The organism is Yoonia sp. BS5-3 (assembly GCF_038069655.2).
GTDB classification, from domain to species: domain Bacteria; phylum Pseudomonadota; class Alphaproteobacteria; order Rhodobacterales; family Rhodobacteraceae; genus Yoonia; species Yoonia phaeophyticola.
Window position 1 is genome coordinate 770,675 of the sequence record NZ_CP150951.2, and the last position, 24,657, is coordinate 795,331.

Genomic DNA, 24,657 nt, shown 5'->3' on the forward strand with positions numbered 1-24,657 from the left:
GTGTCACGCCTCTGGTGACCCAATCGAATTGGGTGAACATGCATTTTCACGAAAGAAATCGATCATCGGGGTGGCGCTATTGCTGAGGGTGCAATTTGCGCCCAAGCGGACCTACACTGCGTTGATCTGCTCTACATATGCCCGCAATTCTTCGGCTTCACGCCGCGCTTCGCGTAGACCGTCCATGGCCGCCCTTAGCTCTGCTTCGGTCTGGCTGAGTTGGTTGGTCATCTCGGCCTCGCGTTGTTGTAGATAGGTGATCGCCTGATCACGGGTTTCTTCGGCTTCGTGCAAGGCCTGGGCCAATTTATCAAGCTCACCCACCTCGGCCTTGGTCACACGGGTAAAACGGTTCACAAGCCAGCTGGCGAACCACCCCAAGATAAATGCCACGAAAAGGATGATGGCAACGGCGATGATGAATTCGGTTCTGTTCAACGTCTTGGCCTCATCTAGTCTTCCGCTGGCGCATCAATATCAGCGTCCGTGTCGGTTGTTTCGTCGTCGGGGGCGTTGTCTTCAACGGTTTCTGCGTCCCCGTCATCTGTCTGGTCGCCCGTTTCGCCTTGATCTTCTGCTGCCAACGTATCCAGCGCGCTGACATCTTCGAGCGCGGGCTCGGGCAGGATCAGGTCGAATTCGATCCGCCGGTTCGCTTCACGACCTTCTTCGGTGTCGTTATCGGCAATCGGGTTTTCTTCACCATAGCCGATGGCTTCGAATGTGGATACCGGCACCCGCCGCGCCCGAAGCGCCGTCAGAACCGCGTCTGCCCGGTCTTGCGACAATTGCTGGTTCATCACCTCACGCCCCTGGCTGTCAGTATAGCCCGACACCCGGATCCGCAGATCGCCGCACGCTTTGAGAATTTCTGCAATCTCATCAACTACTGGCTGCGTTGCTGCTGTGATATCTGCAGAGCTTGGGTCAAAGGTGATTTTCCGAACCTCTGTAACTGATTGGATCTGGTCGATACATTCTTCTGGCGTTGGTAGTCCGGCGATTGGGTCCAATTCTTCGACATAAGTCACGTTGATTTCGAAATCTGCGCCTTGCCCCAGCTTTTCGATCAAGAGCCGCGAAATATCAGCGCTTGCGTCGGGATTGCCGGTGTTCCCGCGCACTTCAAACATGTCAGGGCCGACGATTACCGACCCGTTTGAAAGTTCTGAAAGCGCCTCAACCCCTGCAAGCACCCGTATTGACCAGCCCGTTGGCAGCCCTTCGACCACCCGCGTCCGCATCGTCACGGGTTGTTGTCCAAAACGCGCGCTGGCGAAGTTCTTGACCACAGTGTTGGTGATGTCATCGGGCACCCGCCCGCGCAGCTGCACTTCGCCCTCAGGGCTAAGGATGGCAGTGAATTGCGGCGACTCTTCATCGGTCTGTTCCGGTAGCACCGGCAGTTCTGCGGCCAGTGCGAATGCTTCGGGCAGCGCGTTTTCCAGCTGTCCGACCGCATTGTCAAAGACCCGCTGGTCGGTCCCAATTGGCGCAATCAGGGTGATATCTGTATCCGCAATGGTCACCGTACCCCCATCCATTTCGTCGACTGCTTCGATCGCCATTGCCACGGCTTCACCCCAAGTCCGCGATGGTGCCCCTAGCGCCAGAGTACAGTTCGCCCGCTCGCGGAACCCCGCATTTGACGCCGCTTCGACAATCGTCGCCACTGCTTCGCTTGTGTCAGCAGCGCAGGCATCAAACCGTGCGCCATCGCCATCCAGAATAAAGCGCGTCGTAAAGGGCGAGATCACAGGCCGCGGCGCACTAATTTCAACCGCAAGCCGTACCCCGTCAGGTGTGTTCCGCGCCAAAGCCGTTTCAAGCTGCCGCTTTTCGGCGGGACTGTCAGAAATTGCGTTAACGATAACCCGATCTGCATTTACCGATATCTTTGAGCGCGGCAGCATCTCAAGCGCACGGAGCGCATAACCAAGTGCGTCGCGCCATGTTTCCGGCGTGGGATAATCCCCGACCTCGAGCAAATCCGTCACCGGCTTCCCATCAGCGAGGTCTGCGATCCGCTCAGCGAGGTCTTCGCGATCTGTTGTGGCAGGGATCAGCCCGATCAGCGAAACCCCGCTGTCATTGCGGAGAATTTCGATGGCAAACTCGGGCGGTGCGATACTGGCCGAATCGGTCACCGCCATATTGTTGATTACCCGGCTGGCATCCACCATGCTGCCCGCCGCCGAGATGGCCCGAAACAGATTAGCCTCAGTTGGTGCGGTACCTTCAAGAATGACTTGCAGCCCATCGCCTTGCACAGTGGCCCATTCATGCCCTTGATCAACAAGGGTTTCCTGCACGGCCAGCACGGATCTTTCTTCGACCACCGTAACAGCTACACGCGCAGCTGCTACCGACAGGAACGCTGCCGCTGCAAAAACGATAAGCCGTGTGAATATTGCCGAAAGACGCATTAAGGACCGCTACTTATTTCGGACCTGCATAGGCCTGTCCGCATCTGGGTTCAATCATACCAGATAGGCAAGGGCGAAAAATGGCAGAGGGATCAGCCCTGCATCTCGGTTCGACCGGAAAAGTCGCAGCAGGCCGTCCGCATCGTCCGGATCAAATCGCGCAAGCTGCCAAGTCAGATGCCAACCCAGCGCCCATGGCCCACCTATTGCCAGCACCAGCGAAAGCACTGACCGCTCCGAACAAGCCAGCACCACCGCCCCGCCAAAAAGCAGGATTGTTAGCGTTAAGAACAGCCGCAACCACTGCCGCGTTTTATCCCCAAACAGCCTTGCCGTCGATTTCACACCAATCAGTGCGTCATCTTCGGCGTCTTGATGCGCGTAGATTGTGTCATAAAACAGTGTCCAGGTGATCCCTGCGGTATAAAGCACCAGTGGAACCGGTCCAATACTGTTGGTATGCGCCGCCCAACCCAGCAGTGCACCCCAATTGAACGCAATACCCAAAAATGCTTGCGGCCACCATGTGAACCGCTTGGCAAAAGGGTAGATTCCGACAGGCAAGAGCGCCAATATACCCAGTACGATTGCTGTTGTCGAAAGGCTAAGCAAAACAAAAAACGCAAGCAGGGCCTGCGCGCACATCCAAATCAGCGCCGCGTTCACACTGACCTGCCCCGAGGGGATCGGCCGGGATTGTGTCCGCTCAACTGCGCCATCAATGTTCCGGTCGGTGATGTCGTTCCAAGTGCAGCCTGCGCCCCGCATCAAGAATGCCCCGATCCCGCAGCCCAGCACGATCCAAAGATCGCCGACCCCCGCGTTTTCAGTGGCTAATATCGCCAAAGCGAGTCCCCACAGGCAGGGCGCAAATAAAAGCCAGGTTCCGATGGGCCTATCTGCCCGGCTCAGCCGCAGATACCCCCGGCTAGCGATCGGTGCGAACCTGTCGACCCAATTATCCAGGGCTGCATCCGCAACGCGGCCTGCGGGCTCTGGCACTTCTGCCTTCTCGGTCATATGGTCCGCCTCATGGCATCTAAAGTTAGACTTTATGTAGATCACCCTTTGGGCAAAGAGCAATCCGTTCCATTGTCGCGGGAGCAGGCCCACTATCTGTTTGGCGTCATGCGTCTGGCGGAAGGCGCTGTCCTATCGTTGATTAACGGCACCGATGGCGAATGGGATGCTGAGGTGATTCAGGCTGGCAAAAAGGGCGGTATTCTTCATTGTCGATCACAGACCCGCTCGCTGGAAATGCCCCCCAATCTATGGTTCTTGTTTGCCCCAATTCGCAAAGAGCGTACCGCGTTCATTGTTGAGAAGGCGGTTGAGATGGGCGCCGCCCATATTATCCCCGTCCAAACGGCCTTTACCCAAAGTGCCAACCGCATCAGGCAGGATAAATTGCGGGCCCACGCCATTGAAGCTGCCGAACAATGTGGCGGCACATTTGTACCCGCCATTGATGACCTGACAAAACTGGACCGTGTCCTCGCCGATTGGCCCACCGACCGCCAGTTGATGTTTTGCGATGAGCAGCTGATCGGTGATCCGGTGGTGTTGCCGAACCTCAAGGGTCCTTGGGCCATTCTCATCGGCCCCGAGGGCGGATTTTCACCCGCCGAGCGCACCAAACTGCGCGGGTTGCCCTTTGCGTATCCGGTATCGCTAGGTCCCCGCATCTTGCGCGCTGATACCGCCGCTGTGGCTGCCTTAACCATCTGGCAACAGGCCTTGGGTGATTGGCTATGAGCACCGCCCCGATCATCCGCCTTTACCTGTTTTTCGCGACAGAAAATGACACCGCATTGATCCTGCGCCGATCTGGCAAAAAGATGTACAATCTAATTTCCTGGGATCGCGCAAATGACAGCTTTGTCGAAGGCCAATGGCTGCGAAAATCGGTGCGATATGAAGATTGCGCGTTGTCGCCCGACGGTCGCCACTTCATCTACGCCGTTCATGACGCCAACCCCGATACCCGCGCGACGGGTTGCTACACCGTATTATGCCGTGCGCCGTGGTTCACTGCGCTTGCGTTATTCCCGCATGAATGGGGCTTCCAAAGCGGCGGTTATTTCCTTGATAACAAACTTTACCGGATCAAAGCAGACGCCGCTTGTAAGGATATCCTTGAGCAGAACACCCAAGTGCTGCGCGTTGTCCAAGGTAAGGTTACGCACAGTTGCCGCTCAGGTCTGCGACTGACGAACGGCGAGCCAGCCCCACTGTCGCGCGCCCTGCGCGATCAGTTGCTCAATAACGCAAAGCTACCGCGCGTTATCTCGCTGGATCGTTACGAAACGCAGGCAGGCTGCCTGTATCGGACTGATGGTCCGAAACGCGTTCTGATCCACGACTTCACCGAAATGGAGCCGCGTTTTGAGCCTGCGCCCTATGGCCAACCCCCAAAAGATCCAATGAAGACCGGCTGGCATCCCGCGGACGAAGCAGGTGCTAGATGATCCTTGCCACAGAAGCCGACCGCCCCGCAATTGAGGCATTTTTGACCGCCCATATCGCAACAGCGATGTTCCCACTGTCGAACCTGCGCCGTCATGGCATGGCTGGCGGGCATCCCCGTGCGCTCAATTTTTGGCTCAAATGGCAGGCGGGCGCTATCAGTGATGTGCTGACCATTTCCGAAGAGGGTGTGCTTTTCCCAAACTGTCCAACCGCCCCGTGGGCCGAAGCCCGTGTCATACTGGCTGGGACATCTGTCAAAGGCCTGCTTGGCGATGGTGCGCAGGTCGCCGCCTTGCGGCAAACCTTGTCTCTGACAAGCCCGGCTGGGCTTGACACCGTTGAGCCGCTTTACCGCTTGCCCCTTGCCGATTTGCAACATCCCGACTTGGACAGTTTTTCTTTGCGTCCCTTAGCCGCCGCCCCAGAAGGTCTGGCAGTTGCATGGCGCTGTGCCTATCTGGAAGAGGTACTGCCCATGCCTGGTGAGGATACCCGGATGACCGCGACCAACGATATTGCCAGTTACATCAAAGCCGACAGCCACCGGATGCTCTTCCGCGGCGATGATCCTGTTGCCATGACAGGCTTTAACGCCGTGTTGCCTGAGGCCGTGCAAATTGGCGGCGTCTATACACCCCCTGATCTACGCGGCTGTGGCCTGGCACGCCGTGCGGTTGCGATGCATTTACTGCAAGCCCGCGAAAGCGGCGTTGCCCAGGCAATCTTATTCGCGGCCTCGACCGCTGCTGCCCGTGCATATGAAGCAATTGGGTTTTCCCGCATCGGTGATTTTACCATTGCGATGTATGAAAATCCGCAGGTAATCCATGTCTGACTTTTTGCGCCCCGAAGTCCGCGCCCAGCTATGGCGCTGGCGCGAAGTACTTCTGGCAGCTATTGTCACCACGCTGGGCTTATGGTGGGCGCTGGGCGGCGTCGGGATCACTGTTTGGCTGGGCTACATCATTGTTCTGATCGGTGTCGGCTGGGCCGTCGCCGGGTTTCAGCGCGTCCGCTTTGCCCAAAATGGCGATGGTCCCGGCGTTGTGCAGATTCGCGAACGACGCCTTGCCTATTTCGGCCCATTGGATGGCGGCGTGATCGATGTCGAAGATTTGACCAAGTTGGAACTGGATCCCGCCAGCTACCCCGAACCGAGCTGGATCTTAACCGGTGTAGGTGGCCAGTTGATCGCGATTCCTATTAATGCAAAGGGGTCTGACGGTCTATTTGATGTCTTTGCTGCCCTGCCTGGTATCAAAACCGACACTGTGTTGGATGTGCTTTCGCGCACACCGAATGCGCGTGTCACCCTTTGGTCGCGCAGCAAGCCTCTCTTGCATTGACCGGCTCCTTGGGGCAGGTCAAAACTCTGACTGAATGCAGCTACGGAGCCACGCGCAATGTCTATCCCTCAATCCGGCGGTGGCCCCATCGAGCATTACCACCAATTGGCCGACGTCCTGGCCAAAGGTTGCAAGCCCAAAGCAGATTGGCGCATCGGCACCGAGCATGAAAAATTCGGCTTTTGTCAGGATACCCTGCAACCATTGCCCTACGATGGCGCTCGTTCAATCAAGGCTGTGCTGGAAGGCCTTGAAGCCCGTTTTGGCTGGGCACGCGTCGAAGAGGACGGCAAGATCATCGGCCTGACCAAAGACGGTGCCAATGTCAGTCTGGAACCTGGCGGCGCACTTGAGCTGTCGGGTGCCCCTTTAGAGAACATCCATCAGACTTGCGACGAGGTGAATGTGCACCTGGCCGAGGTTAAGGCCGTTTCGGACGAAATTGGTGTCAAATTCATCGGCTTAGGCGCGGCCCCGATCTGGACTCATGATCAAATGCCCCTGATGCCCAAGGGCCGCTATAAGTTGATGAATGATTACATGGAAAAGGTCGGCACCATGGGCACCGCCATGATGCGCCGCACCTGCACTGTTCAGGTGAACCTTGATTTCGGCTCCGAGGCGGACATGGTTCAAAAGATGCGCGTGGCGCTGGCCCTTCAGCCAGTCGCCGTCGCCCTTTTTGCTAATTCCCCGTTTTTTGAGGGGCAACCAAACGGCCATAAGTCTTGGCGTTCGCGCATCTGGCGCAGCCTGGACGATGCCCGCACAGGCATGCTGCCCTTTGTTTTTGATGAAGGTTTTGGTTTTGACGCCTGGGTCGAATGGGTGCTGGATGTGCCTATGTATTTTGTCTATCGCGATGGCAAATATATCGACGCGCTGGGCATGTCGTTTCGGGATTTCCTGAAGGGTGAATTGCCCGCATTGCCCGGTGAAAAGCCGCTTCTGTCCGATTGGGCCGACCATCTGACCACCGTATTCCCTGAAGCCCGCGTGAAGCAGTTCATAGAAATGCGCGGCGCAGATGGGGGACCCTGGCGCCGCTTGTGCGCATTGCCTGCATTTTGGGTAGGGCTGATGTACGATCAGACCGCCCTCGATGCCGCTTGGGATCTGTGCAAAGGTTGGACCGCCGAGCAGCGCGATGCTTTGCGTGTTGCCGCATCTGTTGATGGGCTGCAGGCCAAGGTTGACGGGATCAATATGCATGACCTAGCCCGCGAGGTTGTCACCATCTCCGAAGCCGGACTCAAGGCGCGGGCGATGCCGGGCGCAGGCGGGCTTGTCCCTGATGAGACCCATTTCCTAAACGCCCTCAAAGAAACGATCGAAACAGGCCAGACCCCTGCCGATGAGTTATTGGCTCTCTATCAAAGCGATTGGGACGGGGACCTGAGCCGAATATACGCCGAATATAGCTACTGAAGCCCCCACCCTTTGTTTTTTATCTGCGATGCGCCAACGCACCGACGATCACAACCGCAGCAGCAATCGCAAGCAGCGTTCCAGCGCTGGGGCCTTGAGCCGCCGCAGTTGCTCTGGGCGCTGGTGCCGGCGCAGGTTGCGCCTGTACGGCCACAGGAGCTGCGAGCATAGTAATGGTGAGCAGTGTTGTGAGTGGTTTCCGTAGCATGTTCGATCCTTTGCATGATTTGGAACAGTGCACGTAAAACGCGGCGGATGCTTTTGTCCGTCGCGTTTTGGTAAATTTAGTCAGATTGCACTGGCCTAGACATCGATTGGGTGATCACTGTTCGGCAGCCCGTTGTGCCGCCTGGGCCACCACATCGCGCAGGGTTGCAATGGCATGTGTAAAACCCAAGCCAAGACAGAGGATCGACAACCCCAGGGCGGCCATCGCTCCTTCGACAGCGATTTCATTCAACGTCATGAAAACACCGGCTGCGATAATCAGGATTGCCCCGCCACCGATGGCCACAAAACCCGTCACGATGGTCAGTGAGCCTGCTTTGGCCGCCCGTCCGGTTGACGGGCATCCGGCAAGCGCTTCGCCGATTTTGAAGATCATTGCCGACAAAGATGCGAGCGCGCAGGCCGCAAGGGCAAAATAAACCGCAAATATATATAGCATGTGTCGTCCTTTCTTAGGTTCTGAGAATACGGATATTGGGATGGAAGCCGGCATAAAGATGTCCAAACGCCCCGGCATAAAGCGGTGCAAAGACCGCGCCAAAGAGGAAAAACAGACGGATGACTTCAAAATCTGTCGCGCTTATCAGCATGAAAACACCCAAGATCAGATTACCCGCAAAGCCCAACAGGGCATAAGCGCCAAAGCGCGGCTTTATGCGCCCGACCGCCCAGAGCAGAATTGGCGTTCCGATAATCAGATAGGGCAGGACGCCAAATGGCAGCGCAAACAGCCCGATGACCGTCCAGAAACTCATCAGAGTGATAAACAATGGTGCGCAAACCAACGCGAGCACGAAAGCTGTAGGATTGACCGAGTAGCGGGTTTTTTCGATACTTTTTGATATTTCTGTCATTTCAGAAACTCCAAGGTAAAAAATTTAGCCTGATTTTGGCAAGAAGCGCACGATCTGCCCCCCCAGCTTTAATGCGGCCATTTGAACGCCGCGCGGCAATCGCGCCACATCCGTGTACCATTTGTCGAACATCTGCATGGTCTGTAGCGTCTCGGCCATGCGCGTCTTGATATGCGGCGGTGTCTGATCTGTCTTTGCCTCTTCTGCGACCTTTTCGAGGGCCGCAATCGTTGGCGCGAATTCGCGGTTGCGCCGCTCTTCAATAACTACCTGCGCGAGGTCAAACATGTCCCGGATGGAATGGAATTTGTCCCGTCGGTCGCCCAGGTCCCGGCTGGTGCTAACCAGTTTCCATCCTTGAAGCTCTTTCAAACCGGTTGAAACATTTGATCGCGCCAAATTCAGCGCCGCGCAGATTTCGTCCGCTGCCATCGGTTCGGGGGCCAGATGCAAAAGCGCGTGGATCTGTGCAACCGACCGGTTCACACCCCATTTCGACCCCATTTCCCCCCAATGGAGGATAAAGTCCTGCATCGCCGGTGTCAGCTTCATCGCATTTCCTTTATTTCTGTAAATTCAGAAATATCAGACAAAACGTGATTGTCAACCGATCAAGTCCCGCGCGGATCCCGCCGTCAGGAGCTGACCTTTTCCCCGATTTTGGTTTCGGTTCCTGCCTTCAACCGCTCAATATTCCCAAGATGTCTGACATAGATCAGCACCCCAAGAACGACCGCCAGGAAGAAATACCCACGGAACCCTAAGAAGAACATGACCACCGGCAACCAGCCTGCCGTGATCAACGCCGCAGCCGAGGAATACCGGCTGATCGCAGCCGTCGTCAGCCAGATCACGCTGGCGACGATCCCCAACGGCCAGGCAAACCCAAAGAAAACCCCAAAATAGGTGGCCACCCCTTTGCCCCCTTTGAACCGCAGCCAGACCGGATAGCAATGCCCTAACAGCACCGCGATCCCCGCGATTTGCAGGGCACTTTCCCCAGAAAAATGCCGTGCCAGCAAAACCGCTGCGGCACCTTTGGCTGCATCCGCAATCAGCGTTAGCGCAGCAGCTGTCTTATTGCCCGTCCGCAACACATTGGTCGCCCCGATATTGCCAGACCCGATCTGCCGTAGATCCCCAAGGTTCATCAAGCGCGCCAGAATGACCCCGCTTGGGATCGATCCGAGCAGATATCCGATCGCCCCCCAGATCGCGATGATATCAAGTCCAAACCCAAAAATTGTCATTCTCAGCCCTCCCAGACCCGGGTTCCGTCAACCCAGGTCCCTAGCACTTTGCCTTGCATTCTTGCCCCATCAAAGGGCGTATTTTTCGATTTCGACAGTAATGTGAACCGATCCAGCTGGAACGGCGCATCCGGGTCAAAAAGGATCAAATCAGCAGGCGTTCCTTCGCGCAATCGCCCTGCTGTCAGTCCTAGCAGCCGCGCGGGGTTGCGCGACAAGGCCCGGAACAGCTGCGGCAGGCTGATCATCTCGGCGTGATAAAGCCGCAATGCCGCTGACAGCAACGTTTCAAGCCCCACAGCCCCGCTGGCCGCCTCTTCATAGGGCAAGCGTTTGCTTTCCTCATCCTGCGGAGTGTGCATCGAACAGATGATATCAATCAGCCCATCGGCCACAGCCTGCACTACGGCGATCCTGTCGGCCTCGCTGCGCAGGGGCGGCTTAAGCTTAAAGAAGGTCCGATAATCCGCCACATCGAATTCATTCAGCGTCAGATGATGAACACCCACCCCTGCAGTGATCTGCAGCCCGTTCCGTTTGGCCCGCTCAAGCGCCGGTAAGGCCCTTGCCGTTGTGACCTGATCGACATGATACCGCGCGCCTGTCATCTCAAGCAGGCTGATATCCCGATCCAAACCCATCCGCTCGGCCATTGCCGAAACCCCTGGCAGCCCGCGCAATGAAGCGAATTTACCCGATGTCACTGCCGCCCCTTCCGAGAGGATCGGTTCCTGAATATGCCCAATTACCAGCGCATCCAGTGATCTTGCATATGTCAGTGCCCGGCTAAAAACTTTGGTATTAGCGACGACACGGTCGCAATCTGTGAAGGCCACCGCCCCGGCATCTTGCAAGAAACCGATTTCCGTCATTTCCTTGCCGTCCCGCCCCTTGGTCAGCGCAGCCATGGGCAACACATGCACCGGCGCATCCTCTTGGGCGCGCCGTTCGACAAATTCCAACGTCTCGGGCGTGTCAATCGCTGGCGCAGTATCGGGCCTTGTGACGATGGTCGTCACGCCCCCAGCGGCAGCGGCCTGTCCGGCAGAGCGAAAGGATTCCTTGTGCCGCTCACCCGGTTCGCTGACCTTCACCCCGACATCGATAATCCCGGGCGCAAGACATTGCCCCGCGCAATCAATGATCTCAGCCCCCTGGGGTGCCGTGATATCGTCCCCAACAGCGACAATTTCACCGTCTTTTACCAGCAATGCCCCGGCGCTGTCGGTCAGCGCCACAGGATCAATTAGCCGTGCATTTGCAAAGAATGTGAATGTCATGGTTGCTCTTTCTGGATGCTGCGCATCAGTTCAAGGGTGCCGTTCAGTACCGTTTTCCGCAAGATCGTTGTGCAAGAATATCGGCCCATTATCCGCCCACCCAGATCATCAACCCGACCAGCGCGAACATGCCGATCAGCGCATACATCGCGATCATCCCGCCCACTCGCGCGTCGGATTTCTTGCTCCGCTGTGGCGGTTGATCCAGCGTGCCTTTGGCTGAAGCATCAGGCAAAGCGGCAGGCGGGCTCAGTTTCACGTCCGGGCTGTAGGTTGTCACATGGTTGAGACCGCTGGCCAACTGCAATGTGGCGGCCTCTCCGCCTGTTGCCCGCGACAGCACAAGGATCGCTGTGCCCGTCAACCGATCAAGCGCCGCCTGATCGGCCAAATCGGCCGTCATATCATAGCCTTCGGCGATATAAGCGCTTAGCGTCATATCCGCCAAATCTGCAATCCGCACCACATCCACATAAGTTGGATCAAGCGCTGCTCCAAAAAGCGTCATCAGACCTTCAGACGTTTTGTTCAGCGCGGCCGCAGGCAGCGGATCATCCGTTGCAAAAACGCGTAGCTGCCCGTGATCATTGGCGGGAATACTAATCGTCATGATAAGATCACCGGTATGGTCATGCCATGATCGCCTCTTGCCCGCGTTTCTTGCGCAGATTGACCGCCAGCAAATCCATTGCTGCCATACGCACGGCGACGCCCATTTCAACCTGTTCCTGAATAACAGAACGGTTGATGTCATCGGCAATATTGCCGTCAATCTCAACCCCGCGGTTCATCGGGCCAGGATGCATCACAATCGCATCGGGTTTCGCATGGCGCAGCTTATCGGCATCCAACCCATAGCGGTGAAAGTACTCGCGCTCAGAGGGGATAAACCCGCCATCCATCCGTTCTTTTTGAAGGCGCAGCATCATCACCACATCGACGTCTTTAAGGCCCTCATTCATGTCTTCGAACATTTCGACCCCGAATTCATCGATCCCTTTGGGCATCAATGTAGGCGGCGCAATCAGCCGAATCCGGTTTTCCATCTTGCCCAGCAACATGATGTTGGAGCGGGCCACCCGGCTATGGGCGATATCCCCGCAAATCGCGATGGACAGCCGGTGCAATCGCCCCTTGGACCGACGGATCGTCAGCGCATCAAGCAGCGCCTGTGTCGGATGTTCGTGCTTGCCATCGCCTGCGTTCAAAACCGCGCAATTGACCTTTTGCGCCAGCAAATCCACTGCGCCCGAATGCGGATGCCGCACGACCAGCAAATCGGGACGCATTGCATTCAGCGTCAACGCCGTATCAATCAGCGTCTCGCCCTTTTTGATCGAGCTGGCCTGCATCCCCATATTCATCACATCCGCGCCAAGCCTCTTCCCCGCCAGCTCAAAACTGGATTGGGTCCGTGTCGAGTTTTCGAAGAACATGTTGATCTGCGTCATGCCCGCCAGCACGTCCCGGTGCGTGATCCCCCGCCGATTATGATCGGCATAACTGTCAGCCAGATCCAGAAGTGTGGTAATTTCAGTCGGGTGGAGCGGCTCGATGCCCAAAAGGTGGTTTTGGCGAAAGGTCATGCGGGCTCCTGCATATTTGCTGGCGGGTGTTATAGCAGCGTCCCAAGCTGCTTCAATGGGTGCAAAGCGTCGATAACGGCTGAGGATCGTTTACCTTGCCGCCTCCTGCGCCTAAGTTCGCTTTATGGATTCTGTGGCCGAGTATTGGAATGATCGTGCACTGCTGGAATGGCAGGTCGAACTGGGTGTGACCGATGCCATTCTAGATGAACCGGTTGACCGCTATGCGCTTGCGCCGGCTGCGCCAAAATCCAAGCCTCAGCCAGCGGCGCCCGCGCAGACGGCGCCTACCGCACCACCTCCGCGCCCGGAACCCCAAGCCGTTGATGCCGTCGCGATTGCCCGCACCGCTGCGGCATCTGCCCCTGATCTGGACAGCCTCGCCACCGCTATTCAGGCCTTTGAATATTGCGATCTAAAGCGCGGTGCGCGCAATTGTGTTTTCAGCGATGGGCAGCCCCAGGCCCGCGTGATGATCATCGGCGAGGCCCCCGGCCGCGAAGAGGATCGTGCAGGCCGCCCCTTTGTCGGCCGTGCCGGACAGCTGCTGGACCGCATGTTTGACGCGATCGATCTTAGCCGCGCGCATACGGATGTCGCCCGCGCCACCTATATCACTAATGTGATGCCCTGGCGTCCGCCATCAAACCGGACCCCTGAACAGGCCGAGATCGCGATGATGCTGCCATTTCTTGAACGGCACATCACCCTGATCGATCCCGAAATCATTGTTTTAATGGGTAATACCCCATGCCAGGCCCTGCTTGGTCGCACCGGCATTACCCGCATGCGCGGACAATGGACCGACGTTTTGGGCAAACCCTGCATGCCCATGGTCCACCCGGCCTATCTGCTACGTAACACCCTCGCCAAGCGCGAGACTTGGGCCGACCTTCTGGCGTTGAACGCCCGTTTGCGCCAGAAAGAGGCCTAAAAGATGAGCCGCATTGATGAGACCTTGGATTTTGTTCCCGTGCGGGTCGCCATCCTGACCGTCAGCGATACCCGCCAACTGGTAGATGACAAATCCGGTCAAACACTGGTCGGACGGATTGCAGCGGCTGGCCACCACATCGCGGATCGCCAGATTGTGACCGACGACCGGGCAAAGATTGTGGAATGCTTGCAAAGATGGTGCGCGGACTCTTCGGTTGATGTTGTGATCTCAACCGGTGGGACGGGGCTGACAGGGCGCGATGTCACGGTAGAGGCCCATCGTGATGTATATGAAAAGGAAATCGATGCTTTTGGCACAGTTTTTACGATTGTGAGCATGCAAAAGATCGGTACATCGGCGGTCCAAAGTCGCGCAACAGCTGGCGTTGCCCAAGGCACTTACTTGTTCGCCCTGCCCGGCAGCCCGGGTGCTTGCAAGGACGCATGGGACGAAATTTTGTGCAAACAGCTCGATTTTCGGCACAGACCCTGCAATTTTGTCGAAATAATGCCCCGTTTGGACGAGCATTTGCGACGGAAGTAACAAGTTCACGCGTTTAACTAGAAATAACCAAGTCGACTGCTAAATCATCGGCGTGGACCAAGGGATATTCTGATGCGTTTTCTTCGCCGTAGCCTGATGGGCGTCTTTCTACTAAGTGTTACACTGGTGCTGCTGGCCTGGGCTGGCAATATGGTCCGCGAGGCTGTGACCGCCCGCCTCAATGAAGAACCACGCAACTTTCCTCAGCGCGAACGTGTTTTGGCTGTGAATGTCATTACGCTTGAACCGCAGACAATAACCCCGGTTCTGACGGTTTTTGGTGAATTGCGCAGCCAACGGACTTTGGATTTGCGTAGCGCCACAAGCGGCACCGTTCTAGAGGCCAGTGACGCGTTGGTTGAGGGTGGCGCTGTCACACAAGGCCAGCTGCTGCTGACCATCGATCCGGTCGAAGCCCAAGCCGCATTGGACCGTGTCCGCGCCGACCTGCAAGATGCTCAAGCTGAATTGCGCGACGCTGAACGGTCATTGCTTTTGGAACAAGATGAACTCTCTGCGGCGCAGGAACAGGCTAATTTGCGCGCTCAGGCCGTCACCCGGGCCCGTGATCTGCAAGAGCGCGGCGTTGGCACGGCCGCCACCGTTGAAACCGCCGAATTGGCCGCATCGTCGGCGCAGGCCGCTGTGTTAACGCGCAGGCAGGCATTGGCATCAGCACAGGCACGGATTGACCAGGCCACAACCCGCTTGGCGCGTGCCGAAATCAGTGTCTCAGAGGCTGAGCGTGATCTGTCCGACACCGAGGTTTTTGCCGCGTTCGACGGCGTTCTGGCCGATGTATCGATCAGTCCCGGCGGACGCGTGACCGCCAATGAACTTATCGCCCAGCTCGTTGATCCAACCCGGCTTGAAGTCGCGTTTCGGGTTTCAACCTCGCAATATGCCAGGCTTTTGGATGGGGATGGCACCTTGATTACCGCTCCGGTTCGCGTGGCTTTGGATGTTTCAGGCGTCAACCTTGTCGCTGAAGGGCAGATCACACGCGAAGGTGCCTCGGTCGGGACAGGACAGACGGGTCGGTTACTCTTTGCCCGTCTTGATAGCTCACCCGGCTTTCGTCCAGGCGACTTTGTAACTGTCAGCATTGACGAACCCCAGCTGGACCGCGTCGCCCTTGTATCGGCCACCGCAGTTTCTGCGGATGGCACCGTGTTGGTTGTCGGTGACGAGGATCGTTTGCAAAGCGTTGCGGTTGATCTGCTGCGACGTCAGGGCGATGATGTGATTATCACTGTGCGCGGATTGGCCGGACAAACCATTGTTGCCGAACGCTCGCCTTTGCTTGGTGACGGCATCAAAGTGAACCCGATCCGGCCAGGCGGCAGCGAAACAGAGCCCGCCGAGCCTGAAATGATTGCCCTTGATGCGGACCGTCGCGCAAAGTTGATCGCCTTTGTGAATGAAGGCCGTATGCCCGATGAGGTCAAAGCGCGTATCATCGGGCAACTGGAGCAAGAAGAAGTGTCATCGGAAACGGTGGCCCGGCTTGAAAGCAGGATGGGCAGCTAATGGTCACTGGCGGCGAAAAACTCACGGCGGGTGCCGGCGGCATCCTGTCCTATTTTACCCGGCACCGGACAGCCGCGAATTTGCTACTGGTTTTGATGCTGACGGCAGGTCTGTTGTCCTTCCCCAATATGCGCGCCCAGTTTTTCCCCGATGTCGTCGTCGATGATATCGACGTCACCGTGACATGGTCAGGCGCGGGCGCAGAGGATGTCGATGCCGCCATTGTACAAGTGTTGGAACCTGTCTTGCTGGGGGTTGAAGGTGTCACCGCATCATCTGCGACATCCAGCGAGGGCCGTGCCTCTATCCAGCTAGAGTTTGAACCCGGCTATGATATCGACCGCGCCGCCGAAGATGTGCAGCTGGCCGTCGATGGCGCCTCGAACCTGCCCGAAGATGCCGAAGACCCATCTGTCCGCCGCGGCGGTTGGTCTGACCGCGTCACTGATGTGGTGATCACCGGTCCTGTTGGCGTTGATCAACTGGGCCGCTTTGCCGACGAAATGGCCGCCCGGCTATTTGCAGAAGGCGTCACCCAAGTCTTTGTGCAAGGCGTCGCTGCTCCTTCGACAATTGTTGAGGTCCCTTCCCTTTCATTAGTTGAACATGGCATCGGGCTAGCCGATATCTCTGCCCGGATCGCTGAAGAGGCCGAGGCCGATCCGGCGGGTGATGTATCTGGCAATGCCCGTGTGCGCACCGGTGTTGCCAAGCGCAGCGCGCAAGATATTGGCGCGATTGTGCTACGGTCGAACCCCGATGGTTCAAACCTGACTATCGCGGATGTTGCAACCGTGCGTGTGGAAGGTGCCGATCGCGCGCGCGCCTATTTCGTCGGGGATGACCCGGCCATTAAGATCCGCGTTCTGCGCTCCGCAACGGGCGATGCCATCGGGATGCAAGCAACCGTCGGCGAGGTCGCAGACGAACTGACGGCCGAGCTGCCAACAGGCGTAACCGTTAACCTAACCAATGGCCGGGCCGAGGCCATTTCAGCCCGTTTGGATATTCTACTCGAAAATGGCTTGAGCGGTTTGGCGCTGGTCGTCGTCCTGTTGTTCTTGTTCTTGAATGTGCGCACCGCATTCTGGGTCGCATTTGGCATTCCCGTCGCGATGCTGGCCGCAATCGCTCTGATGTATGCTGTTGGCATTACGATCAACATGATTTCGCTTTTCGCGCTGATCATCACCTTGGGGATCGTTGTCGATGATGCCATTGTTGTCGGTGAACACGCGGATTTCCGCGTCCGAGCTTTGGGCGAACATCCGACCGTCGCTTCGGAAAACGCAGCCCGCCGCATGTTCAGCCCGGTGTTTTCTGCAACCATCACGACAGTGATCGCATTCTTTGGCCTGATGGCGATTGGCGGCCGCTTTGGCAGCTTGATCGGTGATATTCCCTTCACCGTGATCGTTGTCTTGATCGCCAGCCTGATCGAATGCTTCCTGATCCTGCCCAACCACCTGTCTCACGCGATAGCGCATTCCAGCAAGGATCATTGGTATGATCTGCCCTCGCGCGTGGTAAATCGTGGCTTTGACTGGTTCCGGGAAACGCTGTTCCGTCCTTTTATGACGCTTGTTGTCAAAGCCCGGTATCCGGTCTTTGCACTGGCAATTGTGGCGCTCGCTTCGCAAGTTTCGTTGTTTATCAAAGGCGATGTGACCTGGCGCTTTTTTAACGCACCTGAACAGTCGCAGGTCACCGGCAATTTCGCGATGTTGCCCGGCGCCACACGCGAGGATTCGCTGGCCATGATGCGCGAAATGCAACGCGCGACTGAGGCCTTGGGTGCGGAATACGAGGCTGAGTATGGGGTGAACCCACTGAAATTTGTCGCCGCAGAAATCGGCGGAAATGCAGGCCGTGGTATCGCCGGTGCAGATACCAAAGACGCCGATCAACTTGGTGCGATTACCATCGAATTGATTGATGCTGACAGCCGCCCCTATAGCAGTTTTGCTTTTGTGGGGGCGCTGCAAGACAATATTCGCCAGCACCCAATGGCCGAAACTGTGACCTTCCGTGGTGGCCGCTCTGGCCCCGGTGGCGACAGTCTAGATATCCAAATGTATGGCGCGGATAGCGATACACTTAAGGCCGCCGCAGAGGCGCTTAAGACAGAACTGGCGCAGTTTCCCGAAGTATCGGCTTTAGAAGATACGCTCGCTTATGACAAAGAAGAACTGATCCTTGAGCTGACCCCGCAGGGTCAGGCACTTGGTCTCAGCATAGATGGTCTGGGCAGCGTTCTGCGTGACCGGCTTGGCGGGATCGAGGCTGCCAGCTATCCCGATGGCACCCGCTCGGCCACGATCCGCGTGGAACTGCCCGAGGATGAGTTATCAGCCGATTTCCTGGATCGCACGCAGATACGCACCGCCGAGGGTGTCTATGTTCCACTGGCTGATGTTGTCACCGTGCAGAACCGAACCGGGTTTTCGACTGTACGCCGCGAAAACGGCATTCAGTTGATCTCTGTCACAGGTGATCTGGACAGTGACGATGCCGCCCGCGCCACCGAAGTAGAGCAATTGATCAATGACGATATTCTGCCCCGGATCGAAAGCAACTTTGCTGTCGAATCACAACTGTCCGGGCAAAGCGAACAGGAACGGCAGTTCCTAAGCGATGCACGCACTGGATTGATCTTGGTCCTGCTGGGAATTTACCTGACCTTGTCATGGATTTTCAGCAGCTGGACCCGCCCGGTTGTTGTTATGTCGATTATTCCCTTTGCCCTGATCGGAACTATCTACGGTCATAACGCCTGGGCTATTCCCCTGAGCATGTTTACCGTCGTCGGTCTGATTGGGATGGTGGGCATCATCATCAATGACAGTATCGTGCTGGTTACAACGGTGGATGAATATGCCGAAGAACGCGGGCTCATCCCCGCGATTATCGACGGCACCGTGGACCGTCTACGCCCAGTTATGCTGACGACGCTGACGACTGTATTGGGCCTTACACCGCTGCTTTATGAAGGGTCTAATCAAGCGGAATTCCTTAAGCCAACCGTCGTCACATTGGTCTTTGGTCTTGGTTTTGGGATGTTCCTGGTTTTGCTGATTGTCCCATCAGTGATGGCTATGCAAGCCGACGTGGGCCGCCAGATACAAGCCGCTAAACGGGCGCTGCGCGGACGCAAGGCTGCGATGTTCATCCCCGCAGGTCTGGGCTTTGCAGGGGCGCTTGCCCTGTTTGGCGCCACGGTCGCCCCGTTGATCATAAATGGCGGTCCATGGCCTGCAATGGCCGGCTATCTGCCGTTCCTTCAATCCGGCTTTGGCCCGGCAATGATTGTATTCACCTTGGGCCTCATGGCTTTGCTGCTGGTCATCTATATCCTCGCCATGCTGGGGCAGATGATGCATCGCTTGCGGACTTAGGGCTCTCACCCTAGCCGGCGCTACAACCTTGGATGTCGATGGCTTGATTGCCGCCCAAAACAGTGATCCGCAGCTGGGACCTATCAAGCGCGAAAGCTGTCCCACTGTCATGTACCATATCCACGGTTGCGCTAAGCATATTACCATCGCGAGATGTGTCAGCCTCAGACACCCAGACATTGGCATCGCCTGCTTCGACCACCACAAATTCCTGAGCATCAATCTGTGGCGCATCGATGGTCGCCGTTACGGACAACCCGTCGCTAATCGGCTCGACCGCACAGGTCACGCTGCCGACATTCGCCTCTTCAGCGGTCAGAGGGCGGTTAACCAGTGCCGCTGTTATTGCCGGGTCACGCTCGCCCTCTATTGGAAGCAGCGCATCAAAGGACAAATTGACCGGAATGCAGATTTCCTCGCACACCCCGATGAAGAGCGAACCAGCGATCCGCATCTGCGCATCCGGATCTTCCCCGTAAACGGTCAACGGAAAAACAACACTGTCATGGTAGCCAATCGAACTAAGGCCATTTTGCCGAAAAACCTGTGGCACAGGCCAATGCGGTGCCACTGCGGCGATGTTGTCAGAGCCTTGAAACGAAAACTGCGGCGGTATACCGCCATCACCCGGAGCACGCCAATATGTCTTCCATCCTGGTTCCAGTGTCACGCGTAACCCCGCCATATGCTGACCCTCGCCCGTGCGCCATCCGGGCACGACTTCGACGCGGGCCAATTCATCAAGCGGTTGGGCCGACACAAAAGCGGGGAACGCCATCAAAAGGGCAGACATGATCACAGGTTTATACATGCAGTCTTACTGGTTCATTCTCTGTTCAATGGGAAGTCACGATTCCGCCAACCATTGCAATCTTGGCTCTTGCTTCGGCAAAGCCCCAGTCACATTATGCGCGCTATGAGCGACGAAAGCTTGCAGCTAACAGGAAAACTGCTGATCGCAATGCCGGGACTGGGGGACACCCCGTTTGCGCATAGCGTCATCTACATGTGCGCGCATGATGAAGGCGGGGGCATGGGCCTGATTGTCAATAAGCCCCAGCAAGACGTCAAGTTTGCGCAGCTTCTTGATCAGCTTGATATCCCTCGCGCCCCGCATACCCGTGATATCCGTGTCCATTATGGCGGGCCTGTCGATCTGGGGCGCGGCTTTGTTCTGCATTCGCGCGATTACGTATCGCAGGCGGGCACATTGCAGGTCGATGACAGTATCGGCATGACAGCAACCTTGGATGTGCTTGAGGATATGGCGCAAGGGCGCGGACCCAACAGCTCGATGCTGGCACTAGGCTACGCGGGCTGGGGACCCGGTCAACTCGAGCGTGAGATTGGCCGCAATGGATGGCTGACCTGCGAGGCCAGTACAGACATCATTTTCGGCAGCGCCAATGATCAGAAATGGACTGGCGCGCTAAAAATGATGGGGATTGACCCGTTGCTTCTTTCTGAGACGGCAGGGCGGGCTTAAAGGCCAAATATACGCGGTTGCGGCGACAGATTTTAGCTAAAATCTGTCACGACGGTGTGCCGGTCAATGTCTGCAAAATCGCGACTGCGTTCTCACTCGACCAATCAGCGTCTCCTTGCATCCGGGCCACTTCATTCCCAGCAGGATCTAGAATAATCGTGACAGGCAACCCGAGCACGCCAAGGCTGCGCGCCAGTGACTGCCGCGCATCCGTGTGCAGCGGCAGGTTATCGACGCCAATCTCATTGAAAAAGCGTTCCATCCCGGGCCGAGGGTTACGCCCAGTGGCTATCGTAACCACCTCAAGATCGTCACCGCCCAGCATCGTCTGCAATTGCGACAATTGCGGCATTTCGTGGCGACAGGGCGCACACCACGTCGCCCAGAAATTCAAAACGATGTATTTGCCTTGATAATCCGCCAGGGTCATCTCTGCGCCATCTTCACCCAGAAACGCCACGTCCGAGCTGGCCATAGGCGCGCTGTGAAAGATCAATTTGCGCATGTCCCCTTCACGCAGCGCCTCAGCGGCGTTGTTATCGGCAACAGCGAGATTTGCAACAGCTGCGAGGGCCGTATAAAGCAAGGCTAATCGTAACTTCCGCATAGGCGTTTTCCTTCATGACACAATCTGCAAACTCGATGTGGGGCGGCCGCTTTGCCGCCGGCCCAGACGCGATCATGGAGGCAATCAACGCCTCGATCGGGTATGACCAGCGTCTTGCACCACAAGACATCGCAGGTTCGCGCGCCCATGCCGCCATGCTGGCTGCCACAGGCATTATTACGGATAACGATGCTGACGCGATCCGGGAAGGCCTGCTCACCGTTTTGTCAGAGATTGAAACCGGAAGTTTCCCGTTTTCGACCGCGCTGGAAGATATCCACATGAATGTGGAGGCCCGGCTGAAAGAACTGATCGGTGAACCTGCGGGCCGTCTGCATACGGCCCGGTCGCGCAATGATCAGGTTGCGGTCGATTTTCGCCTTTGGGTGCGCGATCAATGTGATCAGGCCGATGAAGCGCTCGCTGCCCTGCAAAAGGCCTTGTTGGGTCAGGCGGAAGCCGGGGCCGATTGGGTTATGCCCGGATTTACCCATCTGCAAACAGCGCAACCCGTCACCTGGGGCCATCACATGATGGCCTATGTGGAAATGTTTGCCCGGGACCGTTCGCGTTTTGCCGATGCGCGCGCGCGAATGAACACGTCGCCCCTTGGGGCGGCAGCTCTTGCCGGGACGACTTTTCCAATTGACCGCGCCATGACCGCCGAAGCGCTGGGGTTTGACCGTCCCATGGCCAATTCTTTGGATGCTGTAGCTGACCGCGATTTCGCGCTCGAATTCCTGGCCAGCGCCAGCATTTGCGCCATGCACCTGTCGCGGCTCGCCGAAGAGCTGGTCATCTGGTCCTCGGCCCAGTTCCGCTTTGTCAAAATGTCCGACAAATGGTCGACAGGCTCGTCCATCATGCCCCAAAAACGCAATCCGGACGCAGCCGAGCTGATCCGCGCCAAGATCGGTCGCATTTTTGGGGCCAATGTCGCGTTGATGACAGTTATGAAAGGTCTGCCACTGACCTATTCCAAGGATATGCAAGAAGACAAAGAGCAAACCTTTGATGCGGCCGACAACCTGATGCTGGCCGTGGCCGCTATGTCGGGCATGGTCGCAGATATGACTGCCAACAAAGACAACCTAAAGACCGCCGCCGCAAGCGGATTTTCGACAGCGACCGATCTTGCCGATTGGCTGGTGCGTGAACTTGGGCTACCCTTTCGCGAGGCGCATCATGTAACCGGCGCCCTTGTGGCCCTGGCCGAAGACAAAGGGTGCGATTTGCCCGACTTGACGCTTGAGGACATGCAGGCCGAACATGCAGGCATTCGGGCGGATGTTTTTGATGTGCTCGGCGTCGATAACTCGGTGGCCTCCCGCACCAGCTTTGGGGGTACGGCACCCGATCAGGTCCGTGCACAGATTGCGCATTGGGCCAAGCTATTAGACTTGTGAGGTGTGAATATGAAAAAGTTCTTTTTGATCATTGCTTTGGGCGCGTTAGCGGCTTGCGGCGCTGACGGTGACCCGCTGCAACCAAATGCGAATGTCGGGCTTAGCATTGGTGCCGGCGGCATCTCCCCAAATGCAAGTGTTGGGGCGAGCAATGGGAATGTCTCGCTCGGCCTGAACTTGTGATGCGCAGCATTTATTTGCTTTTGGCCATCTGGGGCACCCTACACCCGATGTATTATTTCGTGACCTGGTTTCGCGCCGAAGGCTGGGACATCATGAAGATGGTCGATGCATGGCACGCAAACAACGCAACAAGTGGTTTGGTCTGGGATCTGACCATCGCCGCGGTTGCATTAACCTTGTGGATCATTGTCGAGGTTTTCAAAACACGCAATTGGCTGAACCTCATCGCAATCCCTGCCACATTTTGCATCGGCGTCAGCTGCGGGCTACCGCTTTATCTTTACCTACGTGAGCGCGTTGTCATTTATCGCGATCCACACAGAGTACGCGTCTAAAGCGTCGCGCCCAAACCGGGCATTCAAGGGTTGGTCTTCGCCTGTGATCTGATATGTCCAGGGCAATACTTTCACAAGGATCACGGGCTTGGATCATTTTCTTTATCGTAACGGTGTTTTGCATGCTGAGGATGTTCCCATTGCAGATATTGCAGCGACGGTGGGGACGCCGTTTTATGTCTATTCCACGGCCACACTGACCCGTCATTTCACGCTGTTTGATGAGGCATTGAATTTTGCCGATCATCTGGTGTGTTTTGCCATGAAATCCGCATCAAATCAGGCCATCCTAAAGGTACTTGCGAATGCGGGCGCCGGTATGGATGTCGTATCGGGTGGAGAATATTTGCGCGCGAAGGCCGCTGGCGTGCGGGGCGACAAAATCGTTTTCTCGGGCGTTGGCAAAACCGCTGATGAAATGCGTCTGGCCCTTGAAGGTGGGATTCGGCAATTCAATGTCGAAAGCGAGCCTGAGATGATCGTGCTTGATCAGGTGGCCCAATCATTGGGTGTCATCGCCCCGATCACGGTGCGCGTGAACCCCGATGTGGATGCAAAAACCCATGCCAAGATCGCGACCGGCAAATCTGAAAACAAATTTGGCATTCCGATCAGCCGCGCGCGCGAAGTATATGCCATGGCAGCCAGCTTACCCGGGCTGAAGGTCATCGGCATTGATGTCCATATTGGATCGCAATTGACCGATCTTGCCCCGTTTGAGGCAGCCTATCGCAAAGTTGCTGAACTGACCGAGCAGCTGCGCGCAGATGGCCACGAGATCAAACGCCTAGATCTGGGGGGCGGTCTCGGCATTCCTTATGCTCGCTCGAACGAAGCACCGCCGCTGCCGACCGATTATGGCGCATTGATTGAGCGAACCGTCGGCCATTTGGGCTGCGAGATCGAAATTGAACCTGGCCGCTTGATTTCCGGCAATGCCGGGTTGATGGTATCCAAGGTGATCTATGTCAAATCCGGCGAAGATCGCGATTTTCTGATTCTCGATGGCGCTATGAACGACCTGATCAGACCAGCAATGTACGAAGCTTGGCACGACATCGTGCCAGTGGTTGAGCCCGCGCCCGGCGCAGAGCCCGCAAAATATGACATTGTTGGCCCTATTTGTGAGAGCGGTGATACATTTGCTAAGGGTCGCGAAATGCCTGCGGTTGGCCCGGATGATCTGGTCGCATTCCGCTCTGCCGGGGCTTATGGTGCGGTGATGTCATCGGAATATAACTCGCGCCCACTTATCCCCGAGGTGCTTGTGGATGGTGATCAATTTGCAGTTATCCGCCCACGCCCTACCTATGAAGAAATGATTGCGCGCGATACGGTGCCAAAGTGGTTAGACTAATCACACCCACG

At 56.8% G+C, this 24,657-nt stretch carries 27 protein-coding genes; 14 read left to right on the top strand and 13 right to left on the bottom strand.

Going from position 1 to position 24,657, the window contains the following annotated elements; all coding sequences use genetic code 11:
- Nucleotides 1-111 precede the first annotated feature (111 nt).
- Genes AABB29_RS03980 through ubiA form a run of 3 tightly spaced genes read right to left on the bottom strand, consistent with a single transcriptional unit; the run spans nucleotide 112 to nucleotide 3,446 of the window.
- Nucleotides 112-438 (bottom strand): hypothetical protein, encoded by a 327-nt coding sequence (locus AABB29_RS03980; protein WP_341368180.1) that lies wholly within the window; start codon nucleotides 436-438, stop codon nucleotides 112-114.
- Between the two features lie 14 nt (nucleotides 439-452).
- Nucleotides 453-2,426 (bottom strand): OmpA family protein, encoded by a 1,974-nt coding sequence (locus tag AABB29_RS03985; RefSeq protein ID WP_341368179.1) that lies wholly within the window; start codon nucleotides 2,424-2,426, stop codon nucleotides 453-455.
- 54 nt (nucleotides 2,427-2,480) lie between these two features.
- The gene (gene ubiA, locus AABB29_RS03990) at nucleotides 2,481-3,446 is read right to left on the bottom strand and encodes a 4-hydroxybenzoate octaprenyltransferase (protein ID WP_341368178.1); all 966 of its coding nucleotides are present in this window, start codon (nucleotides 3,444-3,446) and stop codon (nucleotides 2,481-2,483) included.
- A gap of 12 nt (nucleotides 3,447-3,458) precedes the next feature.
- Here ubiA and AABB29_RS03995 point away from each other — a divergent pair, with 12 nt between their 5' ends.
- Genes AABB29_RS03995 through AABB29_RS04015 form a run of 5 tightly spaced genes read left to right on the top strand, consistent with a single transcriptional unit; the run spans nucleotide 3,459 to nucleotide 7,669 of the window.
- Nucleotides 3,459-4,181 carry a 16S rRNA (uracil(1498)-N(3))-methyltransferase gene (locus AABB29_RS03995; RefSeq protein WP_341368177.1) on the top strand — a complete coding sequence of 241 codons (723 nt, stop codon included), beginning with the start codon at nucleotides 3,459-3,461 and terminating at the stop codon, nucleotides 4,179-4,181.
- A complete protein-coding gene (locus tag AABB29_RS04000; protein WP_341368176.1) occupies nucleotides 4,178-4,894 on the top strand; it encodes a hypothetical protein in 717 nt (238 codons plus the stop codon). Before AABB29_RS03995 ends, AABB29_RS04000 begins: the two co-directional genes overlap by 4 nt.
- Nucleotides 4,891-5,730 carry a GNAT family N-acetyltransferase gene (locus tag AABB29_RS04005; protein ID WP_341368175.1) on the top strand — a complete coding sequence of 280 codons (840 nt, stop codon included), beginning with the start codon at nucleotides 4,891-4,893 and terminating at the stop codon, nucleotides 5,728-5,730. The genes AABB29_RS04000 and AABB29_RS04005 overlap by 4 nt, the downstream gene beginning before the upstream one ends.
- Nucleotides 5,723-6,241, top strand: coding sequence for a hypothetical protein (locus tag AABB29_RS04010; protein ID WP_341368174.1), 519 nt, complete (start codon nucleotides 5,723-5,725; stop codon nucleotides 6,239-6,241). The genes AABB29_RS04005 and AABB29_RS04010 overlap by 8 nt, the downstream gene beginning before the upstream one ends.
- 57 nt (nucleotides 6,242-6,298) lie before the next feature.
- Complete coding sequence (locus tag AABB29_RS04015; RefSeq protein ID WP_341368173.1) at nucleotides 6,299-7,669, top strand: glutamate--cysteine ligase; 1,371 nt, start codon at nucleotides 6,299-6,301, stop codon at nucleotides 7,667-7,669.
- Nucleotides 7,670-7,688: 19 nt separating this feature from the next.
- On the opposite strand, the gene AABB29_RS04020 is transcribed toward AABB29_RS04015, so the two are convergent.
- From AABB29_RS04020 to AABB29_RS04055, 8 genes are all read right to left on the bottom strand, one after another.
- Nucleotides 7,689-7,877: a hypothetical protein gene (locus AABB29_RS04020; protein WP_341368172.1), complete on the bottom strand. Its 189-nt coding sequence runs from the start codon at nucleotides 7,875-7,877 to the stop codon at nucleotides 7,689-7,691.
- Nucleotides 7,878-7,991: 114 nt separating this feature from the next.
- Complete coding sequence (locus AABB29_RS04025; protein WP_341368171.1) at nucleotides 7,992-8,336, bottom strand: hypothetical protein; 345 nt, start codon at nucleotides 8,334-8,336, stop codon at nucleotides 7,992-7,994.
- A gap of 13 nt (nucleotides 8,337-8,349) precedes the next feature.
- Nucleotides 8,350-8,751 carry a hypothetical protein gene (locus AABB29_RS04030; RefSeq protein WP_341368170.1) on the bottom strand — a complete coding sequence of 134 codons (402 nt, stop codon included), beginning with the start codon at nucleotides 8,749-8,751 and terminating at the stop codon, nucleotides 8,350-8,352.
- A 24-nt stretch (nucleotides 8,752-8,775) separates the two neighbouring features.
- Nucleotides 8,776-9,303, bottom strand: a complete 528-nt coding sequence (locus AABB29_RS04035) for a GbsR/MarR family transcriptional regulator (RefSeq protein ID WP_373636785.1) — start codon at nucleotides 9,301-9,303, stop codon at nucleotides 8,776-8,778.
- 83 nt (nucleotides 9,304-9,386) lie between these two features.
- Entirely contained in the window at nucleotides 9,387-10,001 is a 615-nt protein-coding gene (gene plsY / locus AABB29_RS04040; RefSeq protein ID WP_341368168.1) for a glycerol-3-phosphate 1-O-acyltransferase PlsY, read from the bottom strand.
- 2 nt (nucleotides 10,002-10,003) lie between these two features.
- Nucleotides 10,004-11,281 carry a dihydroorotase gene (gene pyrC / locus AABB29_RS04045; protein WP_341368167.1) on the bottom strand — a complete coding sequence of 426 codons (1,278 nt, stop codon included), beginning with the start codon at nucleotides 11,279-11,281 and terminating at the stop codon, nucleotides 10,004-10,006.
- Nucleotides 11,282-11,369: 88 nt separating this feature from the next.
- Entirely contained in the window at nucleotides 11,370-11,891 is a 522-nt protein-coding gene (locus AABB29_RS04050; RefSeq protein WP_341368166.1) for a hypothetical protein, read from the bottom strand.
- A gap of 19 nt (nucleotides 11,892-11,910) precedes the next feature.
- A complete protein-coding gene (locus AABB29_RS04055; protein ID WP_341368165.1) occupies nucleotides 11,911-12,867 on the bottom strand; it encodes an aspartate carbamoyltransferase catalytic subunit in 957 nt (318 codons plus the stop codon).
- Nucleotides 12,868-12,991: 124 nt separating this feature from the next.
- Between AABB29_RS04055 and AABB29_RS04060 the strand changes: the two genes are divergently transcribed.
- From AABB29_RS04060 to AABB29_RS04075, 4 genes are all read left to right on the top strand, one after another.
- Nucleotides 12,992-13,801, top strand: a complete 810-nt coding sequence (locus AABB29_RS04060; protein ID WP_341368164.1) for a uracil-DNA glycosylase — start codon at nucleotides 12,992-12,994, stop codon at nucleotides 13,799-13,801.
- Between the two features lie 3 nt (nucleotides 13,802-13,804).
- Entirely contained in the window at nucleotides 13,805-14,347 is a 543-nt protein-coding gene (gene moaB, locus AABB29_RS04065; RefSeq protein ID WP_341368163.1) for a molybdenum cofactor biosynthesis protein B, read from the top strand.
- Between the two features lie 72 nt (nucleotides 14,348-14,419).
- Nucleotides 14,420-15,877 carry an HlyD family efflux transporter periplasmic adaptor subunit gene (locus tag AABB29_RS04070; RefSeq protein WP_341368162.1) on the top strand — a complete coding sequence of 486 codons (1,458 nt, stop codon included), beginning with the start codon at nucleotides 14,420-14,422 and terminating at the stop codon, nucleotides 15,875-15,877.
- Nucleotides 15,877-19,272, top strand: a complete 3,396-nt coding sequence (locus AABB29_RS04075) for an efflux RND transporter permease subunit (RefSeq protein WP_373636786.1) — start codon at nucleotides 15,877-15,879, stop codon at nucleotides 19,270-19,272. Before AABB29_RS04070 ends, AABB29_RS04075 begins: the two co-directional genes overlap by 1 nt.
- Nucleotides 19,273-19,282: 10 nt before the next feature.
- On the opposite strand, the gene AABB29_RS04080 is transcribed toward AABB29_RS04075, so the two are convergent.
- On the bottom strand, nucleotides 19,283-20,083 hold the full coding sequence (locus tag AABB29_RS04080; protein WP_341368161.1) for a protein-disulfide reductase DsbD domain-containing protein: 801 nt from the start codon (nucleotides 20,081-20,083) through the stop codon (nucleotides 19,283-19,285).
- A 105-nt stretch (nucleotides 20,084-20,188) separates the two neighbouring features.
- On the opposite strand from AABB29_RS04080, the gene AABB29_RS04085 reads away from it, so the two are divergent.
- Complete coding sequence (locus AABB29_RS04085) at nucleotides 20,189-20,758, top strand: YqgE/AlgH family protein (protein WP_341368160.1); 570 nt, start codon at nucleotides 20,189-20,191, stop codon at nucleotides 20,756-20,758.
- A 46-nt stretch (nucleotides 20,759-20,804) separates the two neighbouring features.
- On the opposite strand, the gene AABB29_RS04090 is transcribed toward AABB29_RS04085, so the two are convergent.
- Nucleotides 20,805-21,365, bottom strand: coding sequence for a TlpA disulfide reductase family protein (locus AABB29_RS04090; protein ID WP_341368159.1), 561 nt, complete (start codon nucleotides 21,363-21,365; stop codon nucleotides 20,805-20,807).
- Nucleotides 21,366-21,379: 14 nt separating this feature from the next.
- On the opposite strand from AABB29_RS04090, the gene argH reads away from it, so the two are divergent.
- The 4 genes from argH (at nucleotide 21,380) to lysA (ending at nucleotide 24,646) form a co-directional block, all read left to right on the top strand.
- A complete protein-coding gene (argH, locus tag AABB29_RS04095) occupies nucleotides 21,380-22,771 on the top strand; it encodes an argininosuccinate lyase (RefSeq protein WP_341368158.1) in 1,392 nt (463 codons plus the stop codon).
- 9 nt (nucleotides 22,772-22,780) lie between these two features.
- Entirely contained in the window at nucleotides 22,781-22,954 is a 174-nt protein-coding gene (locus AABB29_RS04100) for a hypothetical protein (protein ID WP_341368157.1), read from the top strand.
- Complete coding sequence (locus tag AABB29_RS04105) at nucleotides 22,954-23,289, top strand: DUF2834 domain-containing protein (protein ID WP_341368156.1); 336 nt, start codon at nucleotides 22,954-22,956, stop codon at nucleotides 23,287-23,289. The genes AABB29_RS04100 and AABB29_RS04105 overlap by 1 nt, the downstream gene beginning before the upstream one ends.
- An 88-nt stretch (nucleotides 23,290-23,377) precedes the next feature.
- On the top strand, nucleotides 23,378-24,646 hold the full coding sequence (lysA, locus tag AABB29_RS04110; protein ID WP_341368155.1) for a diaminopimelate decarboxylase: 1,269 nt from the start codon (nucleotides 23,378-23,380) through the stop codon (nucleotides 24,644-24,646).
- Nucleotides 24,647-24,657: the final 11 nt, after the last annotated feature.

Coding starts and splice junctions, on each gene's coding strand:
- AABB29_RS04090 (WP_341368159.1), bottom strand. CDS start 21,365: ATGCGGAAGTTACGATTAGCCTTGCTTTATACGGCCCTCGCAGCTGTT.
- AABB29_RS04070 (WP_341368162.1), top strand. CDS start 14,420: ATGCGTTTTCTTCGCCGTAGCCTGATGGGCGTCTTTCTACTAAGTGTT.
- AABB29_RS04035 (WP_373636785.1), bottom strand. CDS start 9,303: ATGAAGCTGACACCGGCGATGCAGGACTTTATCCTCCATTGGGGGGAA.
- moaB (WP_341368163.1), top strand. CDS start 13,805: ATGAGCCGCATTGATGAGACCTTGGATTTTGTTCCCGTGCGGGTCGCC.
- AABB29_RS04060 (WP_341368164.1), top strand. CDS start 12,992: ATGGATTCTGTGGCCGAGTATTGGAATGATCGTGCACTGCTGGAATGG.
- AABB29_RS04025 (WP_341368171.1), bottom strand. CDS start 8,336: ATGCTATATATATTTGCGGTTTATTTTGCCCTTGCGGCCTGCGCGCTC.
- AABB29_RS04000 (WP_341368176.1), top strand. CDS start 4,178: ATGAGCACCGCCCCGATCATCCGCCTTTACCTGTTTTTCGCGACAGAA.
- pyrC (WP_341368167.1), bottom strand. CDS start 11,281: ATGACATTCACATTCTTTGCAAATGCACGGCTAATTGATCCTGTGGCG.
- AABB29_RS04075 (WP_373636786.1), top strand. CDS start 15,877: ATGGTCACTGGCGGCGAAAAACTCACGGCGGGTGCCGGCGGCATCCTG.
- AABB29_RS03995 (WP_341368177.1), top strand. CDS start 3,459: ATGGCATCTAAAGTTAGACTTTATGTAGATCACCCTTTGGGCAAAGAG.
- AABB29_RS04055 (WP_341368165.1), bottom strand. CDS start 12,867: ATGACCTTTCGCCAAAACCACCTTTTGGGCATCGAGCCGCTCCACCCG.
- AABB29_RS04105 (WP_341368156.1), top strand. CDS start 22,954: ATGCGCAGCATTTATTTGCTTTTGGCCATCTGGGGCACCCTACACCCG.
- AABB29_RS04100 (WP_341368157.1), top strand. CDS start 22,781: ATGAAAAAGTTCTTTTTGATCATTGCTTTGGGCGCGTTAGCGGCTTGC.
- argH (WP_341368158.1), top strand. CDS start 21,380: ATGACACAATCTGCAAACTCGATGTGGGGCGGCCGCTTTGCCGCCGGC.
- AABB29_RS04080 (WP_341368161.1), bottom strand. CDS start 20,083: ATGTATAAACCTGTGATCATGTCTGCCCTTTTGATGGCGTTCCCCGCT.
- AABB29_RS04050 (WP_341368166.1), bottom strand. CDS start 11,891: ATGACGATTAGTATTCCCGCCAATGATCACGGGCAGCTACGCGTTTTT.
- ubiA (WP_341368178.1), bottom strand. CDS start 3,446: ATGACCGAGAAGGCAGAAGTGCCAGAGCCCGCAGGCCGCGTTGCGGAT.
- plsY (WP_341368168.1), bottom strand. CDS start 10,001: ATGACAATTTTTGGGTTTGGACTTGATATCATCGCGATCTGGGGGGCG.
- AABB29_RS03985 (WP_341368179.1), bottom strand. CDS start 2,426: ATGCGTCTTTCGGCAATATTCACACGGCTTATCGTTTTTGCAGCGGCA.
- AABB29_RS04030 (WP_341368170.1), bottom strand. CDS start 8,751: ATGACAGAAATATCAAAAAGTATCGAAAAAACCCGCTACTCGGTCAAT.
- AABB29_RS04005 (WP_341368175.1), top strand. CDS start 4,891: ATGATCCTTGCCACAGAAGCCGACCGCCCCGCAATTGAGGCATTTTTG.
- AABB29_RS04085 (WP_341368160.1), top strand. CDS start 20,189: ATGAGCGACGAAAGCTTGCAGCTAACAGGAAAACTGCTGATCGCAATG.
- AABB29_RS04015 (WP_341368173.1), top strand. CDS start 6,299: ATGTCTATCCCTCAATCCGGCGGTGGCCCCATCGAGCATTACCACCAA.
- AABB29_RS04020 (WP_341368172.1), bottom strand. CDS start 7,877: ATGCTACGGAAACCACTCACAACACTGCTCACCATTACTATGCTCGCA.
- AABB29_RS04010 (WP_341368174.1), top strand. CDS start 5,723: ATGTCTGACTTTTTGCGCCCCGAAGTCCGCGCCCAGCTATGGCGCTGG.